The organism is Pseudobythopirellula maris (genome assembly GCF_007859945.1).
In the GTDB taxonomy this organism is placed as follows: domain Bacteria; phylum Planctomycetota; class Planctomycetia; order Pirellulales; family Lacipirellulaceae; genus Pseudobythopirellula; species Pseudobythopirellula maris.
The window spans coordinates 1903404-1922320 of record NZ_SJPQ01000001.1 but is presented as its reverse complement, the minus strand read 5'-3'; the positions used below and the strand labels follow the sequence as shown (position 1 = coordinate 1922320).

Genomic DNA, 18917 nt, shown 5'->3' with positions numbered 1-18917 from the left:
GCAGAGTGGATGTCGCTCTGCCCCTCCGAAGTTCTCCTCCGCGCAGCTGGTTGCCGTGTCACAATTCTCACGAATCGTATTCATCCTGGCGGCCTTGGCGGCGATCGTGGGCGCCGCCGCTCTGGCGATCGGTCAGCCCTACGGCGGGGCCGCGCTCGTCGCGGCGCTCTTCCTCGCGGCTGTCGGGCTGAGCGGGTCGGGGGCGATGCGGAGCTTCGCCTTCACCGTGTGGATGGTCGCCGGCATCGCGCTGGCGATGCTTTACCCCGAGAGCCTGCAACGCGTCGGCCCGATCGACTTGCACAACGCCTGGCTGAAGCTGCTCATCGTGCAAGCGGTGATGTTCGGCATGGGGACCCAGATGAGCCTGTCCGATCTGGCGGGGGTCGCCAAGTCGCCCGGCCGTGTGGCCGTAGGCCTCGCCTGCCAGTTCACGATCATGCCGCTCGTCGGCTACGCGATCGCCGTGGGGTTGCAGCTGCCCGGGGAAATCGCCGCCGGCGTGGTTCTCATCGGCTGTTGCTCCAGCGGGTTGGCGTCGAACGTGATGGTCCACCTGGCGCGCGGCGACCTGGCCCTGTCGGTCACGCTCACCGCCGTGGCGACACTGCTGGCGCCGCTCGTCACGCCGACCTGGATGAAGGCGCTCGCCGGGCAATTCGTCGAGGTCGACTTCTTCGCCATGATGACGACGATCATCAAGATCGTTGTCGTGCCGATCGGCGCCGCGCTGCTGCACGACGCCCTCAAGAACGCCTCGCCCGCCGCGCGGCGGGCGGCGTACGCCGTGGCGGGGTTGGCCGTGGCGTGGGGCGTCGCCCTCGCCACGGGGGGGTGGGCCGCCATCGAGTCTTCCGTCGAGGGGCCGGCGCTTACCGCGATCGTGCTGGCGGGCTTCGCCCTGGCCGCCGTCGCCGTAGGGGTCGTCTACCACGAGGCGCTCAAGGTCCTCCCGGCGCTCGAGCGGCTGATGCCCGCCGTCTCGATGTTCGGCATCCTCTACTTCACGGTGATCTCGACGGCCGCCGGACGCGACGCGTTGCTCCAGGTGGGTTGGCTCTTGCTCGCGGCCGCGGTGCTGCACAACACCCTGGGGTACTTGCTGGGTTACTCGGCGAGCCGCCTGGTTGGCATGGACAAGGCCGCCGCCCGCACGATCGCCCTGGAAGTGGGCATGCAGAACGGCGCGATGGGGGTCGGCCTGGCCGACGCCATGGGCAAGCTCACCACGATGGGCCTCGCCCCGATTTTGTTCAGCCCCTGGATGAACGTTTCCGGCTCGCTGTTGGCCAACTTCTGGCGACGGCGCCCTCCCCATGAAGCGAATGATCTATCCGAAACGGACGCTCCCCATGCCTGACACCTCCCCGCTGCGATCGCTTGCTCACTCGCTGCTGTTGCTCGCCGTTTGCGCGTCGCTGCTCTCGGCCCAGCAGCCGCCCCTTCGCATGGACCACGGACGGCTGCAGTACAACGCCGCCGAGAACGGCGACCGCGTGCCCGACTTCTCGAATTGCGGCTACGCCGGCGCCGATCGCGACATCCCCCAGGCGACGACCGTGCTCGTGGTCGAGGCCGACGGCGAGGACAGCACGCGGCTGATCCAGGGGGCCATCGACCGCGTGTCGTCGATGCCGCTGGGCGACGACGGCCTGTGCGGCGCCGTGCTGCTGCTGGGCGAGCACCGCGTATCAGGACAGTTGCGCATCGCGGCGAGCGGCGTGGTGCTGCGCGGCGCCGGCTCGGGGTCGAAGATCATCGCCACCGGCCCCAGCCGCAGGCCGCTGGTGCGGATCGAGCCGCTCGACCCGGGCCGTGCGGAGACCGGCGAGCCGGCGCAAGTGGTCGACGAGCGGGCGCCGGTGGGCGCCACGGTGCTGACTCTCTCGGCGGGGCACGGCTTGGAGCAGGGCGACCGGGTGCTCATCACCCGCCCCTCGACCGACGAGTGGATCGCCGCCCTCAGCGCCAAGGCGCACGGTGTCGGCTGGCGGGCGGGGCGCACCGACATCCGCTGGGAGCGGACCGTCGTCGCTGTCGATGGCGACCGCGTGACGCTCGACGCGCCGATCACCACCGCGATCGAGCAGCGCTTCGGCGGCGCCACGGTTGCACGGCTCGCCACCCCGGGGCGACTGAGCAACGTGGGCGTCGAGGACCTGGAGCTCGTTTCCGAAGTCGAGGGCGACAACCCGAAGGACGAGGACCACAGCTGGCACGGCGTCGTGGCCAATCACGCCGAGGACCTTTGGGTCCGCCGCGTTCGCTTCACCGGGTTCGCCGGCGGGGCGGTGCTGCTGCGCGAAGCGGTGGCGCGGTCCACCGTGGAGGACTGCGTGTCACTGGCGCCGGTCTCGGAGTTGGGCGGCTACCGCCGGCAGAGCTTCTTCACGCAAGGGCAGCAGACACTGTTCCTCCGCTGCTGGGCCGAGCACGGCCTGCACGACTTCTCGGTCGGGCATTGCGCGCCTGGGCCCAACGCGTTTGTGAATTGCTACGCCAGCGAGACGAACGGCGACAGCGGGCCGCTGGAGAGCTGGGCGAGCGGCGTGCTCTACGACAACGTGCGGATCGACGGCGGCGACCTGAAGCTCACCAACCGCTGGGTCGTGCCCCCCGGCGCCGGCTGGTCGGCCGCCAACTGCCTGGCGTGGCAATGCCAGGCGGCCCAGATCCACTGCTTCACGCCGCCCACGGCCCAGAACTGGGTCATCGGCTACTGGTCCCAGACCATCGGCGACGGCGTGTTCCATGGCGAGAGCGAGTACTGGCGGCCGATCAGCATCTACCGCCAGCAGTTGGGCGAACGCTTGGGCGAGGGGGCGCGCGACCGGGCCGGGACTTTTCTGCTCAACCCGATCGCCTCGACCAATCCGAGCTACGAACAGGCGCAACGTTTCTCGGCCCAGTCGAGCGAGCCGAACCGCACGCTCCGCGACCTGATCGAAGACCAGATCGCTGAGGCAAGCTCACAGGGGAGTTCGAGCACGTCGTCTCTCTTCTTCGGCAGGAAGGACCTGCCCGCAGCCGAGCAGACAACGCCGGCCAAGCCGGTGAAAATCGTTAATGGTTGGCTCACCGCCGGCGGCGAGGTGATCACCGGCGCCTCGCTGGCGCCGACCTGGTGGCGCGGCACGATCCGGCCGGCCGACGCCCCCGGCTTCGGCCCCTCGGTCTCGCGCTACGCCCCGGGGCGGTACGGCATGGGGCTGACCGACGAGCTCGTGCCGACCGCCGATCGGCTGGCCGAGCGCGGCTTCGCCAGTTACGAGCACCACTACGGCCTGTGGTACGACCGCCGCCGCGACGACCACCTGATGGTCCGCCGCGCCACGGGCGACGTGGCCCCGCCGTTCTACGAGCAACCGTTCGCCCGCAGCGGCCAAGGAACCGCCTGGGACGGGCTCAGTCGCTACGACCTCACCAAGCCGAACCCGTGGTATTGGCGCCGGCTGAACACGTTCGCCGAGTTGCTCGAGCGGCGCGGCATGACGTTCTTCTCGCAGAGCTTCTTCCAGCACAATATCCTCGAGGCGGGGGGCCACTGGGTCGACTGCCCCTGGCGACCGACCAACAACATCAACGGGACCGATCTGACCGAGCCGCCGCCGTTCGTCGGCGACAAACGGATCTTCATCGCCCAGCAGTTCTACAGCCCCGAGACCAAGGCCCTGCGTCAGCTGCAAAGCGTTTACTTGCGTCAGTGTGTCGACACGTTTGCGGACCGGTCGAACGTGATCCACGCCACCTCGGCCGAGTACACCGGGCCGCAGGAGTTCGCCGAGTTCTGGCTCGACACGGTCCGCGCCCGGATCGACGAAACGCGCGCCGGCGGCATGGTCGCGCTGAGCACCACCAAAGACGTGCAGGACGCCATCCTCGCCGATCCCGAGCGCGCTGGGGCGGTCGACATCATCGACATCCGCTACTGGTCCTACGGCCGCGGCGACAAAGTTTACGCCCCGCCGGGGGGCGCCAACCTGGCGCCGCGGCAGCACTCGCGCAAGGGGGGCGGGGGCGGCGGCGGTTTCGAGTCGGTCGCCCGCTCGGTGCGTGACTACCGCACGCGTCATCCCGAGAAGCCGGTGTTGTATAGCGCCGGCGGCGGCCGCTCGTCGCAGACCGGCTGGGCCGTGCTGATGGGCGGAGGATCGCTGGCCAACACGCCGCCGCTGCCGGCCGAGCTTAAGAAGGCGATCGTCGCCATGCGGCCCGAGTGGGAAGAGGGCGACACCGTGCTGCGTCTGGCCGACGACGAGGGAGGCCAGCTCTGCTACGCGGTGGACGACGACGCCCAGATAACGCTCAACGACACGTCGAGCGTCCGCTGGATTGATCCCGAGTCGGGCAAGGTTCTCGGCAAAGACGAAGTCGAAGGCACGGTCGAGCTACGAGGCCGGGTGGCATGGATCACACCACATTGACATAAGAACCACAAAGGAACGAAGGAACGACGCGACATCATTCTTCTCTTTGTTGCTTTGTTCCGTCGTGGTTCAAAAAACTGTTACCTACGCGGCAGCCAAACGGTCATTTCCGACTCGCCCCGGTTGCCCCACGCGTAGTACGGCACGAGCCGGCAGCGGGCGGTCTTTGCCGTCTCGGCCTCGGCCGGGCGGTAGAGCCCACGCCACGGCTTGGCGTCTTCGACCGGCAGGTCGGCCACCAGGGTTGGCACGCCGCCTAGCAGCTCGGGGTCGCGCTCGACCGTGAACTCCGTGTCGGGCGAAACGCCGACCTCCTCGATCGAAACGCCCTCGGGCAGGTCGACCGACTCGAGGCAGTAGACGATCGGCCCCCGTTTGACGGCCAACTGGTTGCGCGTTTCCTCGACGAGCGGGTGCGACTCGAGCGTGACCACGGGCATCGGCAGGTCGATCTCGACCGTGTCGCCCTGCTTCCAGTCGCGCCTGACGGAAACGTAGCCGTCGCGCGACTCGGCGTCGACCTTCTGGCCGTTCACGCGGACGGTCATCGCTTCGGCCCAGTCGGGCCGTCGCAGTTCGATCGCGAACGCAGCGGCGGGCGCCTCGTTGATGGTGATCTTCACGGCGCCGTCCCACGGGTAGTCGGTCGCCTGCGTGAGCCGCAGTTCGCCGCCCGCCAGATCGGTTGTTAGCTCGCCGCCGGCGTAGAGATTCACACGCATCGCGTCGTCGGTCTTCGCGTAGGCGTAGCCGCCCAGTTGGGCGACGGTGCGGACCACGTTCGGTGGGCAGCAGAACGACACGATGAACGGCAGCCGGCTGCGCGACCAGCGGATGTCGGTCGGCTGCGGGTCGGTCACACGCAGCGGGTTCGTGTAGAAGTAATCGGTGCCGCCCAGGTCGACCCCAGAGAGCACGGCGTTGTGCAGCGCGAGTTCGATCCAATCGATGTGCCGCGCTTCGCCATCGGCCAGGAAACGCCGCCAGTTCCAGAGCACCGCGCCCACGGCGGCGCAGGTCTCGTTGTGGGCCGTGGCGCTGGGCAATTGGTAGTTGCGGCCGTACGCCTGGTGGATGCGGGTGATCTCGCCCTGGCGGGGCGAGGCGTCGGGCGAGGCGCCGTCGTAGAGCGCGCCACAGGCGCCGGTGACGTAGAGCTTCTTCTCGACCACGCTCTCCCACACCGCCTCGAGCGGCGCCACGTACTCCTCGGCGCCGGTCTCGAGCAGCAGGTCGGCGGCGCCGGCGTATAAGTAATTGGCCCGCACCGCGTGCCCGACCGCCTCACGCTGATCGACGAACGGGATGCGGTCCTGGTTGTCGTCGCCCCCGCCGCCGTCGACGCCCGAGGCCGTCTTGCGCAGGTCGAGGAACCGCTGGGCGAGCTTCAGGTAACGCTTGTCACCGGTCGTGCGGTAGAGCTCCACGGCTCCCATGTAGTGCGACGGGCAGACCGCCTGGCGGGCCATCTGCGGGGTGGGGTTCTCGAACGCCCGCTCGAGGAACTGCGCCGCCCGCTCGCCCGCCTCCAGCAGGCCGCGCTCGCCGGTCACCCGGTAGTGCACGCAGCCGGCGGTCATCAGGTGGCCGAGGTTGTAGACCTCGAAGTCGTTGCGGTCGGAGAACGGCTTGGCCGAGGCGTCGCCGTTGCGGTTCTTGATCAGCACCGGCGTGTGGATATAGCCATCGGCGCGCTGTGCGGCGACCACGGCCGCGACCGCCATGTCGATCGCCTCGCGCATCTCGGCGTTCGGCTCGGCTGCGATCGACGAGCAGGCCGCCTCGATCCACTTGTAGAAATCGCCGTCGTTCCACGGGGCGCCGTGGTAGTCGCCCTCGGCCTTGCCGGCGGCGATGAGGAAGTGCTCGTAGAACGGCTTGTACTGCGAGTCGCGCATCAGCTCCCACATCGCGGGGATCGACCGCTCACGACAAACCCGCAGCCGGTCGGCCCAGAAGCCCGAGGTGAAACGTACCTCGTCGACGCCCACCGGCCGGAGCAGCGCGTGGGGGCTGTCGGTCGTGTCGGCGACATAGAGCGGCTCGGCCTGAGCGCACGGCGTCAGGAGTGTGAGAGCGAGCAGCAGTTTCTTCATGGCGTTGTTGGTCGGTGGGTATTGCTACGGAGCGAGAACCAAGCGTAAGCGCTCAGAGGAGTGGATGGCGATGCGCACGAGCAAGAACGAATCAAGCGTAGCTTACTCGGCGATCTTCGCGTTTGAGCGCGGCAGGAGCGCGGCCACCAATCGCTGCGATGGGAACCTTATTCTACTCAATCCGGTTGAGCCGGGCGTCGAAGACCGCCTCTTCGCCCTGGGCCAGGGCGAGCGGCGCCTCGGCGTCGCCGCAACGCAGCGCGGCCTTCTCGCCACGCAGCGAGCGGACGCGGCATTGGTCGAGTTGGCCTTCCCGCCAGACGATCGACACCTCGAAGCCGCCGCGGGTGCGGAGCCTTTCGACCTTGCCCTCGGGCCAGGCCGAGGGGAGGGCGGGGAGCAAGTCGACGAGCGTCTCGCCCGCCGCCGTGCGGCGGTGCGACTGGACGAGCATCTCGCACACGCCGGCCGTCGCGCCGAAGTTGCCGTCGATCTGGAACGGCGGGTGGGCGTCGAACAGGTTCGGGTAGACCCCGCCGCCTCGGTGGCTGGCCTTGGGCGAACCGGTGAGTGTGAGCAAGCCGTCGAGCACCTTGTGCGCGCGGTCGCCGTTGCGGAGCCGGGCCCAGAAGTTCACCTTCCAGGCGCGCGACCAGCCGGTGCCGCCGTCGCCGCGCAGGTCGAGCGACTTCTCCGCCGCCGCGAACAGCTCCGGCGTGTCGGGCGTGATCTCGGCGCCGGGGTACAGGCCCCACAGGTGCGAGACGTGGCGGTGGCGGCTGTTGGGGTCGTCTTTGTCCTCGAGCCACTCCTGCAGCTGGCCGAGCCGGCCAATCTGGTTCGGCGCGATCAGCGCGGCGATCGCGTCGAGCTTCGTGGCGAACTCGTCGTCGACGCCGAGCACGCGGGCCGCCTCGGCGGTGCTGGACAGCAGCGCGCGGATGATCTGGTGGTCCATCGTGGGGCCCATCACCAGGCCGCCCTGCTCGGGCGAGTTGCTCGGCCCGCTGATGAGCCAGCCCTCTTCCGAACGCGGGTCCACGATCAAGTAGTCGGCGAAGAACTCCGCCGCCCCGCGCATCAGCGGGTAAGCCGTTTCGCGCAAAAACGCCTCGTCGCCCGAGTGGAGATAACGGTCCCACAGGTGCAGGCAGAGCCACGCCCCGCCCGAGGGCCAGATGCCGTGGTTCGAGGCGTTGATCGGCGCCGTGCCGCGCCACAGATCAAAATTGTGGTGCAGCACCCAGCCCGGCAGGTCGTAGTGGGCGTGGGCGGTGCGGCGGCCCGACTCGGCCAGCTCCTGCATCGCGCCCACGAGCGGCGTGAGGCACTCCGGCAGGTTGCACGGCTCCACCGGCCAGTGGTTCATCTCGGCGTTGATGTTGGTCGTGTACTTGCTCCCCCACGACGGATTCATCTCCTCGTTCCAAACCCCCTGCAGGTTGGGGGGCTGCCCGCCGGCGCGGCTGCTGGCGATCAGCAGGTAGCGGCCGTAGTCGAAGAACAGCGCCGCGAGCGCCGGGTCGGGCGTCTCTTTGGAGGCGAGCACCCGCTCGTCGGTCGGCAGCTCGGCGTGGGGGGTCTCGCCCAGGTCGAGCGCCACGCGGCGGAACAGCTCGCGGTGGTCATTGATGTGGTCGGCCATCAGGTCTTCGACCGGCTTCTGGCCCGCGGCCTCCAGGTCGTCGAGCGCCCGCTGTTGGGCGTCGGCCGAGACGTCCTGAAAGCTCACGTGGCTCGTGGCGGCGGTGAGCACGATGGTCGCCCGACTGGCGCCCTTCACGCTGAGTCTTTTGCCACGGGGCCCGTCGTCGCCATGCGTCACCTCGCCGTCGCATTCGACGACCCGGACGAACGCCGCGAAGCGCTCCTTGCCTTCGATCGGCGTCTTGTTCCGCTTGTCGACGTAGTCGGGCGCCCGGCCCGTGAGCCGCAAAGTGCGTTCGTCCGGAGCCCCCACCTCGTGCTCGGCGTGGGGGCTGGTGAGCGCCAACTCGAACGCAAGCCGCTTCGGCTGGTCGGCGTCGAGGTAAATCACGATCGCCTGGTCGGGGAAGCTGGCGAAGACCCGCCGCTTGAAGCGCACCCCTTCCGACTTGTAGGTGGTTGTCGTGATCGCCCGGTCGAGGTCGAGCGAGCGGCGGTAGTCGTTCGCCTCGGCTTGCTCGGGGAAGCGGAGCGTCACGTCGCCGAACGGCAGGTAGTTGCACTGCCGGATAGGAACCGACATGAACTCGCGCGAGGCGAGCTCCTCCGCCTCCCGCTGCTTGCCCTCGAGCAGCAACCGGCGGATCTCGGCCAGGTGCTCGTGGGCGCCGGGATGGGCGTAGTCGTGGGGGCCGCCGCTCCAGAGCGAGTCTTCGTTGAACTGGACGCGGGCCTCCTGGGCGCCGCCAAAGACCATCGCCCCCAACCGGCCGTTGCCGACCGGCAGCGCCTCGGTCCACTGCTGGGCCGGCGTGGCGTACCACAGCTCCTGCTCGGCGCCATGCGCGTGGAGGGCGGAGCCGAACGCCGCGGCGAGCAGCCCCGCGCAAACGCTAGCCGTGCGGAGATTCAAAACAGTCTTGCGCATCGATTGAGGATTCCAGAGGGGGACGGCGCCGCGTGCGGTCCGGAGTTTCCCTCCCGCCAAAAGGGGAGGGGGCTAGCGAGAGGAAAAAAGCCAACTCATCTCGGCGGCAGCTCGACCTCGAGCCGGCCAAGGTCGGCGCGCTGCGCTACTTGCTGCCCGTCGATCCAGGCCGAGAGCCCGGCGCCGCGGCCGTAGTGCTCGCCCGTGCGGTCCCAGATCACCGTGAGGCTGCGGCCTTGGTAGGGAACGCCGTCGAGGCAGAACCAGTCCCACGCCCCCGGCGGCACAAGCGGGTCGATCGCCACGCGCGGCGCCGGCTGAGGGATGACGCCCACCAGCCCGTTGATCACCAAGTCGCAGAACGTCGAGTGGTTGTAGTAGCGGCTGCGTTTCTCTTTCTCGCCGGTGATGAGCCAATCGCCCGTCACTTCGTCGTGGTACTCGCCGATGTAGAACTCGCCGTCCTTCTCGTGCCCTTCGGCGTAACGCGTCAGGTGCTCCAGGTAGTCGGCCTTGGAGATAAAGTCTTGCTCCGGGCCGCGCAGCAGGCTGGCCATGGCGCCGAGCGTTTGGCTCGTGGCGAACGGCCAGACGGCGCCGTCCCACTCGCAGGTGCCCGTGCCGTGGGTGCGGAACTCGGGGTGGCGGCGCTCGGCCGTGGTGAGTCCCGCCGGGGCGTCGAAGCCTTGCGGGTCGTTCGCCTGGGCCCAAGCGGCGGCGTGCTCGGCGCTAGCGACGCCGTACAGCCAGGGGATGAAGCCGATCGCCTCGCGGGCGTCGGACAGCTCGCCCGACTCGAGCCGCACCTTGAAGAACTCCGCCTCGGGGTCCCACATGGCGGGGGCGAACTTCTCCAGCAGCTCGTCCGCCTTGGCGTTGAACCGCTCGGCGAGTTCGGGGCGTCCCGCGGCGGACGCCATCTCGGCGATCGCCCGCGCGTTGGCGATCATGTAGGCGTTGATCGTCGGCCGCACGTTCTTCACGCGGCGGCCGCCGCTGATCGACTCTTCCATGCCGTCGCTCACGTCACGCTGCCAGAACAGGCCGCTGGGCAACAGCCGCTCCTCCTCCCAACGCTCGTAGTCGGCCACGAGGTCGTCGAGCAGGTCGAGGGCGAAGGCGTCGTCGCCGGTCACGAGCCGTCGCTGGTTCACCGCGTCGGCGAGCCAGCTGCTGAACTTGTGCAGGTGGGGCTGGGGCCCCGCTTGCTGGTCGTCCCCGCTAGCGCCCCTCAGCCAGAAGAGGATGAGTTCGTCGAGCAGCTGCTGGTCGCGCAGCCAGCGCCCCTCGGCGATCTGGTGGCCCAAGGCGCACGAGACCGTGTTGTACGCCCCGGCGTGGCGGACCGGGGTGATGAACTCGGTGAGCACCCGCCCCTCGGGCGTTTGCTTCACGTGCTTGCGAAGCGTCCACCAGCGGTAGACGAACACCTCTTCGAGCCGCTCGCTCGGGCAGTCGAACCGCGGCGCGTTCTCCACGACCCAAGCCGCCGCCTCGGCGTTCGGGATGAGGTTCACGACCAGCTCTTCGTCGGCCGCGTTGAACGACTCGACGCGGGCTTCCACCTCATCGGCGGGCAGCACGAACGGCCCCGACGCGTGGGCCGCCCGCGGGGCGTGCGACACGCAGCACGCGGCGCAAAGCGCCGCGGCCCACGCCGCGGCGTTTCTGTTGCAAAGCATCATGAGTTCCAGAAGATGTCCACGTAAGGCTGCGGGGCAGGGGTCTGCTTGGCCTCCGCCCGAGGGTCCTCGCCGTTGAGGAACTCCTCGATGTTGGTGTAGCCGTCGTTGTTCAGGTCGCCCGCGGCGTCCGCGGCGTCGTTCGGGTCGAGGCCGTTGGCCTTCTCCCACGTGTCCGGCATGCCGTCGCTGTCGGCGTCGGCGTACGGCTCGCCCCGGTACTCGGGGTAGCCGCCCACCTGCTCGATGTCGGTGATGATGCCCTTCTTGTAAGTGACCTCGCCGCTGCGGACCATCTGGATCACGCGCTCGTCGACCGCGTCGCGTCGGGGCAGCGTGGCGCCGGCGCCGGCCAGCACGATCTCGTAAGCCTCTTCGGCCGACTGGGTGCTGATCGGGGCGTGCGGGTATGGCTTGTCGATACGGATCTCGGCGAGCAGCTCCTCGTCCGTGGGCACGCGGACGCCCTTGGGCAACGGGCCGCGCGGCTCGCCGATGTCGACCTGCACGCCGCCGTCCCAGTTGTCGGCTGTCACGCTCTCGCTGCCCTCGACCACGTTGCCGGCCACGTAGGCCCTGCCGTAATCGAGCAGGTAGTAAGGGCTGCGACGCGACTCGGGCTTGAGCACGCGGTGGGCGATCGGCTTGTCCGCGGGGGTGACGGGGCCCGGCTTGTAGTAGTTATTGACGATCGTGTAGTAGCTGCGGTGGTCGCCGCCGTCGACCGTGCGGTGCCGCCAGTTGAACAGCACGTTGTTGACCAGCGTGAAGTCGTAGACCATCCCCACGCTCGGGTTGCGGCCCGTGTTGCAGGCCCACAGGTTGTGATGGAACGTGCTGTTGTAGCCGCCGATCGTGCTGCCGAACGCGTGGTTGTACGTGTCGAGCGCCTCGCTGAAGATCGAGTTCTGGATCGTGATGTTCACGGTCGGCATCTTGATGTCCTTGCCCCCCTCGGGCGGCGAGTACATGTGGCGGTACATCGACATGTTCTCGTCGAGTCCCCAGCTGGCCGACACGTGATCGATCATGATGTTGCCGATCGGGTTGCCACCGAACGAGTCGTTGCGGTCGCCGACCCAGGTGTCGCCGCGGCGGAACCGCATGTGGCGCACCACCACGTCGTGGGTCTCGAGCTCGACCGTGTCGCCGGCGATGCAAACGCCGTCGCCGGGCGCCGAGGCGCCGTTGATCGTCAGATAAGGCGCCCGCACGACGAGACGGCTCTTAAGCTCGATCACCCCCGCGACGTTGAACACCACGATCCGCGCGCCGCCGGTCTCCACCGCCTCGCGGAAGCTGCCGGGGCCGCTGTCGTTGAGATTCGTGACAACGATCACCTTGCCGCCGCGGCCGCCGAAGCTGTAAGCCCCGCCCCCCTCGGCCCCCGGGAAAGCCGGGATCGAAGCCTGCGGCAGCTCGCTCGGGTGATCGGCGTCGGCGATGTAAGGCTTGCCCGCCTTGGCGTCGGCCTCGATGGCGGGCTGGGCCGCCTCCCAAGCCGCGTCCGAGCGACGCCGCATCTCGGCCATCCGCCGGTCGCTCTCGGCCGCCACTTCGGGCGTGATGGTCGGGTACTGGGCGAGAGCCGCGTCCCAAGCAACGCCGGCCAAAGCAACAGCCGCCGCGTATACGAGCCAATTCTTGCACATAGTCTTCGCCTCGGTCCTTATGAGGGAAACGTTTCTTGCGGGGAAACGGTTCGGTGAGCCCCGTGATCGGTCTGCGTTCAAGCTACTAGAGCCGCAGGGGCGATTCGAGGTCTTGCTCGGCTTGTTTCCGGTCGTTTTAGCCGCGCAGCGTCGCCCAGCGTGCGGTAATTAACGCCCGCTCCGCTCGGCAGTCGGTACGCTTTGGCGGACGCGGCGGTCTGTTTCGCGCTGTTCTTCCACCGTGGGGCAGCGACGAGGCTCGCGTCTAAAGACCTGCATGAGGGATCACTCTTGCGAGCTGCGCGCCGCGAGATCACGCTCGGCTTGCTTCAGGTCGTAGCCTTCGGCCGAGAGGTAGTTGTTGATGCGGCCTTTGTACTTGCCGAACCAGCCGTGCTTCTCCTTTGACGAGCCGGCGTCCATGGCGTATTCGCGGGCCTCGGTCAGGTGCGCCCGCAGGGTGCGGCGTTGCTCTTCGCTCAGGTCGGGCAGCAGGCGATGGTAAGCCGCCAGCGTGATCGGCACGACGCCGTAGGTCATCCCGTTCTTGACGCCCACAACACCGTCGGCGTCGAGCTCTGTGGAGAGCCTGGCGACGAAGCGGCGGTGGAGTTCCATGACGCGGCGGTCCGACTCGAGACGCACGACCCGCTTCTCTTCCCCGTCGGCTTCCTCAAGCGACGAGTCACGGCTGTCGTGCTCGTCTCGCAACGCGCGGTACTGATCGGCGACGAGCGTCGTTACCCGTTGTTCGACGTCCGCTTCGTCAAGCCGAAGCGCCGAGACGATCCGCGAAGCGCGGTCCGCGATCGCACGACGGTAGGCGGCCTCTTCTTCGCTGATGTCCGTTTCACTAGCGGCGTGCGAAACCGAGCCGAGCCCGATCAGCACGAGCGTGGCCATAGCGAGCGACATGCCCGCGGCGAAGGAGGCGCCGCGGGGGAGGGCTGTCTTTGAATGCGCAGAAGAGGCGGTCGTTTGGGGCATGGTGCTGTTCCTGTCGCGAGGGGCTCTCCGAAGAAATCGCAGCGGCCCGGTTCGGCAAGCGCTTGCGACGGGAGAGAGGCGGGAGTTCGCTAGGCTGGGCTTTAGCTGTGGGGACGATCAACTACGGAGGGCAATCGGCGACTGCCGAGCGGAGGATCTACGCCGCAAGGAAAGATTTACGGAGGGCACAAAGGGAAGGGGCCCGCGTCGAGGTGACGCGGGCCCCTTGTGCCCTGTACTCACTTGTTAGCAACCGAGCATGGCTCAGCTGCGACGACGACGGGCGACGAAGCCCGCGGCCACCAGGCTGATCAGCGACAGGCTGGTCGGCTCGGGGACACGCAGCAGCAGCGACGGCGAGTAGCGGCCGGTGCTGTTGTCGGCGCCCGAGTGGGGGCTGCCGAGCGCGTTCATGTCGTCTTCGACGTCCGAGTCCCAGCTCGGGTCGTCGTTGAGCGTGGTCTGCTCTTTGGGGTTGAACAGGTAGTTGAAGTTCAACCAGCTCTCGATGCCGATGTTGCCATCGTGGAAGGTGCCCGTCACGAGGGTCACTTCCGTGGCGCCGTCGATGATGGCCTGACCAACGAAGTCGTCCAGGTTCTCACTCTCGAACTTCAGCACGCCACCGACCGGAAGACGGTTCTGACCGCCGACGCCGTTGCTCAAGCTGGCGACCTGCGGGAAGGTGACGGTGCCGAGGAACACCAAGTCGTCGGTAAGCTCACGCGTGCCGATGTTCAAGTCGCCCGGGAAGACGAGGCCAGGGGCGTTGGCGTAAGTGATCGTGTCTTCCGCCCAGGTCGCAGCGGTGGTCTTAAGGGCGTAGACCGCCATCGCGGCGCGGTTGTCGACGTTGGGCGTCACGGTGTCGAACAAGCGGTTGCCCGACAGGTTCGTGTTGCGGTACGTCATGCGGAAAGCGGTCTTCCCGTCGGCCGGCAACTCCAGGCCCGTGATGTCGAACTTGGTGTAGATGAGGCTGTTGCGGTCGCTGCCGTCGTTGCCAGCCAGCGAGGGGGCGGCGTTCTTGATGCGCGAGGCGATCTCGGTGCTGTCGCCACGGTTCTGAGACGCATTCGACTCGCGGACTTCGGCGTCGGCGCCGTTGCCGTGGTTGGTCGGGTACCAGATGCCGGCTTCGGCCATCGGCGCCACAGCCGTGGCAACCGCCACGGCGAAGAGGACGAGTAGATTCTTGATCGTCATTAGGTCACTCCAAAATCAGTCAGTCAAAGGATGTCGAGACAAGCAAAGCCTGAGCGGCCGACAAGACAGAGCCGCGGGCAAGAAAAACGCAATCGGTGACGAGTGGCCGGCAGCCACATCTGGTACGTCGTCCACGTAGCGGGAAGACAAGATAAGTAATGGTACCCACTAGCGAGTCGAACCAGGGGCGCCGGCAGTGCGTCGAACTACTCCTTTCCTCTTTCGTAGGCCGGCACAACAGTAGATGAGAAGAGAAACGTAATCTCTAACAATTAATGCTAATCAAAGACCGCGAAAAAACCTTACTTACGCTGCCCTATTTTGAGACAGCTTTTTGGCTCGATTGAAGTCAAAAACCTCGGTTTTCATAGGGCCAAACAGTTTGGCTTCGGATCGTTAAAAAGTTATTGGCGACGATTCCTTCGCTGCGACGCCAAGCTTCTCAATAGAGGCTCAGCTTCTCGCCGCTCTCATCCCTGCAAAGCGTTATCCTATTCACAGAGCGTCGACCTAGGGGCGTTTTCGTTCTGCAATTCCGTCAAAAACGGTACTCCTGGTCAACCTGGCCACTGTTCAACCTGACCACTGCCGCGGAGCCAAACCGGTCCTCAGCTCACCCAAGTTATCCCCCGGCAAAACCGCCCATTCGGGGCGGAAGTGCGGAACTAAAACTCCCGTAAACCTGTACCAAATGCTAGAAACGCCCAACAGCCGAGCATGATCTAGCCGACCGGCCCCCTGGGAGTCAGCTGATCCCAAATCGGCGATTCGGCGGACGAAACGAAGGCTCCACCCGACTCGTCGAAGAGTTGTACCGGTTCAACAGCCCTTCCGGCCTGCTGGTAACGATTCCCGGCGGAATCTTACACCGCTTCAGGTGATCGCATTATGCTTGATTCATGGGGCTCTGGCAAGCATTGCGTGCGGCAGGCCGCTTTTTCCGTGGTTGAGAGCTTATCCTAGTAGCGGTCTTCCCTTTCTGCCCCTCTTTCCTGTTTTGAAGTTCCCTTGTTTGAACCCGCCGATTTGATCCGACTCTATCGCCGGTTTGCGGTCGTCTCGCTGCCCGTCTTCCTAGCCGCATTGCTGGCAGCCGGAGCGGCGCTGGCCGAGGGGCCCGCCGCTGCCGACCACGCCGCTGCCGACCCCGTCACTCAGCCGGGCGACCTGGCGGCCCGCGCTCGGGCTCTGCTCTCCGATCGCTGTTTCACCTGCCACGGACCCGACAGCGCCAGCCGCGAGGCCGATCTGCGGCTCGACCTGGAGGGGTTCTATTCGCAGCCGTCGATGATGGACGAGGACCGCCCGATCGTCACGCCCGGCGATCCGGTCGCCAGCGAGCTCGTGGTGCGGGTGCTGAGCGACGACGAGTACGAGGTCATGCCGCCGGCCGATTCGAACCTCTCGCTCACGGCCGATGAGAAGCAGCTGCTGCGCGATTGGGTCGCGGCCGGGGCGCCGTGGGCCGAGCACTGGGCTTTCGTAACGCCCAAGGCGAGTGAAGCGGCTGGCAAAGAAACGACGATCGATCATCACGTCGACGCCCAACTCCGCGAGGAGGGCCTCGAGCCTGCGCCGCCGGCCGACGCCGTCAGGCTCGTCCGCCGCGTGACGATGGACCTGACGGGCCTGCCGCCGACGATTGCCGAGGTCGACGCCTTCGCGGCCGATACTTCGCCGGGGGCGTACGAACGGCTCGTCGATCGGCTGCTGGCCTCGCCGCGGTTCGGCGAGCGGATGGCCCTCGACTGGCTCGACGCCGCCCGCTACGCCGACACTTACGGCTACCAGAACGACCGCTTCAGCCGCGTCTGGCCGTGGCGCGACTGGGTCGTCCGTGCGATCAACGCGAACCTGCCCTACGACGAGTTCCTCACCCAGCAGCTGGCGGGCGACCTGCTGCCGGAGCCGACGCGCGACCAACTGCTCGCCACCACGTTCAACCGGCTGCACCGGCAGACGAACGAAGGGGGGAGTTCGACCGACGAGTTCCGCACCGAGAACGCCGCCGACCGGGCGAACACGTTCGGCTCGGCCATGCTCGGGCTCACGGTCGAGTGCGCCCGCTGCCACGACCACAAGTACGACCCGATCTCGCACAAGGACTACTTCCGGTTCTTCGCGTACTTCAACAACCTCGACGAGCTGGGGCTCTACTCGCACTACACCGACGCCGTGCCGACCCCCACGATGTGGCTCGACACCCCCGAGCAACGAGCGGAGCTCGAGGATCTAGAAGCGAAGATCGCCGCCGCCGAGCGGCGCTTGGCAGAGGCCAAGGCCGAGGGCGACAGGGACTACTTGGCCTTTAAGTTCGGCTCGCCAACCCCCGTCGATGACCCGCTCGCCTCCGCGGTCGCCCACTACGGTTTCGAGGAGAGCGACCCCTTCCAGGAGAGCGACGAGTCGGAAGGGGACCGGGGCAAGCTCGACGGACAGCCGCAGACGACCGAGGGCGTCGTCGGCAGAGCGCTCCTGCTCGACGGCGAGGACGGCTTCGTTACTGACTCGACGCACGCCTTCAACCGCAGCCAGCCGTTCACCCTTGCCCTGTGGGTCCGCCCGACGGAAGAGGGCCAAACGGCGGTGGTCGTTCACCGGTCGATAGCGTGGCTCGACGCCGCGGGTCGCGGCTATCAGCTCACGCTCGACGAAGGCCGCCCGGCCGCGGCGTTGGTCCATTTCTGGCCCGGCGACGCGATGGCGGTCCGCGCAAGCCAATCGCTGCCGCTCGGCGAGTGGTCGCACGTGGCGATGACCTACGACGGCTCGAGCCGCGCGGCGGGGCTGCGTCTTTACGTGAACGGCGAACCCGCGGAGACGGAGACGCTCGCCGACAAGCTCACCAGATCGATCCGCTACCTGCCGGGCGACCTGATGAAGGACAAGGACATCAAGCTGCTCGTGGGCCACCGCTTCCGCGACAGCGGTTTCCGCGGCGGCGCCGTCGACGAGCTGGCGGTCTTCGACCGTGAGCTGACGGCCGTCGAACTCTCGCGCTTGACCCGCCCTGCGGGCGAGTGGCTCGGCGTCGACGAGGCCGAGCAGCGCCGCTACTTCGACCGCAACCTCTCGGAGCCGTACCGCCAAGCCGCCGCCGAGCTGCAGACGCTCCGCCGGCAGCGCGACGAGTTGGTCGACTCGATCGAGCAGATCATGGTGATGCGCGAGATGCCCGAGCCGCGGCAGTCGTACCTCCTCGAACGCGGCGTCTACGACGCCCCGGCCGACCCGGTCGAGCCGAGCACCCCCGCGGCGATCGGCCCCGAGCTGTCGGACCCCCGACCCGACCGGTTGGGCCTCGCCCGCTGGGTCACCGACCCGCGCAACCCGCTCACCGCGCGGGTGGCGGTCAACCGGTTTTGGCAAACGGTCTTCGGCCGCGGCTTGGTCGACACGCCCAACGACTTCGGCAGCCAGGGCTCGCCGCCCACGCACCCGCAACTGCTCGACGACTTGGCCCACGGCTTCGTCGCCAGCGGCTGGGACGTGAAGGCGCTTGTGAAGAAAATGGTGCTGTCCGAGGCTTACCGCCGCAGTTCGGTCGCCACCGCCGAGCAGCGCGAGGCCGACCCGGAGAACCGCCTGCTGGCCCGCGGTCCGTCTTACAGGTACTCGGCCGAAGCGATCCGCGACACGGCCCTGGCCGCCAGCGGCCAGCTGGTCGAGCGGCTCGGCGGGCCGCCGGTCCGGCCGTTCCAGCCGCCCGGCTTGTGGAAAGAGAAGGGCGCCGCCAAGTACGAGCGCCAGCCGGGCGAAGGGAGCCACCGCCGCAGCCTGTACACCGTTTGGAAACGCACCTCGCCGCCGCCGGCGATGATGACGCTCGACGCGTCGGAGCGCGAGGTCTGCGTCATGCGGCGCCAAACGACCGCCACGCCGTTGCAATCGCTCGTGATGCTCAACGACCCGCAGTTCGTCGAGGCGGCCTGTGCGCTGGCCGACTTGGCTCTGCGTGACGAGAGCCGCGACACGGCCGAGCAGATCGAGTGGGTCTTCCGCCGCGTGGTGAGCCGCCGCCCCACGACCGCCGAGGCTGGCATCCTGGTGGCCCTCTACGACGAACAGCTCGGGGCGTTCGACCGCGACCCCGCCACAGCCGAGAGACTCCTGACGGTCGGCGACTTTGCCGCGGCCTCGGGCGCCGAGCCGCCACGCCTGGCGGCCATGGCGATGGTCGCCCAGGCGGTGATGAACCACCACGCGGCGGTGACCAAACAATAACACGAGGTGGGGTGGCGGGGACGCACCACGAAGCGGAAGACCCCGTGCCTTGCAAACATGGATTGGCT

Annotated in this window: 9 protein-coding genes; 3 read left to right on the top strand and 6 right to left on the bottom strand. The window is 67.7% G+C overall.

Annotation, left to right across the window (positions count from 1 at the left end):
• Positions 1-55: 55 nt before the first annotated feature.
• Both Mal64_RS07130 and Mal64_RS07125 read left to right on the top strand, forming a co-directional pair.
• Positions 56-1360 carry a bile acid:sodium symporter family protein gene (locus tag Mal64_RS07130; protein WP_146398436.1) on the top strand — a complete coding sequence of 435 codons (1305 nt, stop codon included), beginning with the start codon at positions 56-58 and terminating at the stop codon, positions 1358-1360.
• Complete coding sequence (locus tag Mal64_RS07125; protein ID WP_146398434.1) at positions 1353-4424, top strand: DUF6298 domain-containing protein; 3072 nt, start codon at positions 1353-1355, stop codon at positions 4422-4424. Before Mal64_RS07130 ends, Mal64_RS07125 begins: the two co-directional genes overlap by 8 nt.
• A gap of 83 nt (positions 4425-4507) precedes the next feature.
• On the opposite strand, the gene Mal64_RS07120 is transcribed toward Mal64_RS07125, so the two are convergent.
• From Mal64_RS07120 to Mal64_RS07095, 6 genes are all read right to left on the bottom strand, one after another.
• Positions 4508-6523 carry a glycoside hydrolase family 127 protein gene (locus Mal64_RS07120; RefSeq protein ID WP_146398432.1) on the bottom strand — a complete coding sequence of 672 codons (2016 nt, stop codon included), beginning with the start codon at positions 6521-6523 and terminating at the stop codon, positions 4508-4510.
• Between the two features lie 172 nt (positions 6524-6695).
• The gene (locus tag Mal64_RS07115; RefSeq protein WP_146398430.1) at positions 6696-9098 is read right to left on the bottom strand and encodes a glycoside hydrolase family 95 protein; all 2403 of its coding nucleotides are present in this window, start codon (positions 9096-9098) and stop codon (positions 6696-6698) included.
• Positions 9099-9193: 95 nt separating this feature from the next.
• Positions 9194-10780, bottom strand: a complete 1587-nt coding sequence (locus tag Mal64_RS07110) for an MGH1-like glycoside hydrolase domain-containing protein (RefSeq protein WP_197525535.1) — start codon at positions 10778-10780, stop codon at positions 9194-9196.
• The gene (locus Mal64_RS07105) at positions 10780-12432 is read right to left on the bottom strand and encodes a pectate lyase family protein (protein WP_197525534.1); all 1653 of its coding nucleotides are present in this window, start codon (positions 12430-12432) and stop codon (positions 10780-10782) included. The genes Mal64_RS07110 and Mal64_RS07105 overlap by 1 nt, the downstream gene beginning before the upstream one ends.
• 285 nt (positions 12433-12717) lie before the next feature.
• A complete protein-coding gene (locus tag Mal64_RS07100) occupies positions 12718-13419 on the bottom strand; it encodes a DUF3826 domain-containing protein (RefSeq protein WP_146398428.1) in 702 nt (233 codons plus the stop codon).
• Between the two features lie 264 nt (positions 13420-13683).
• Positions 13684-14625, bottom strand: a complete 942-nt coding sequence (locus Mal64_RS07095) for a PEP-CTERM sorting domain-containing protein (protein WP_146398426.1) — start codon at positions 14623-14625, stop codon at positions 13684-13686.
• A gap of 1026 nt (positions 14626-15651) precedes the next feature.
• Here Mal64_RS07095 and Mal64_RS07090 point away from each other — a divergent pair.
• Positions 15652-18849: a DUF1553 domain-containing protein gene (locus Mal64_RS07090; protein WP_197525533.1), complete on the top strand. Its 3198-nt coding sequence runs from the start codon at positions 15652-15654 to the stop codon at positions 18847-18849.
• Positions 18850-18917 lie beyond the last annotated feature (68 nt).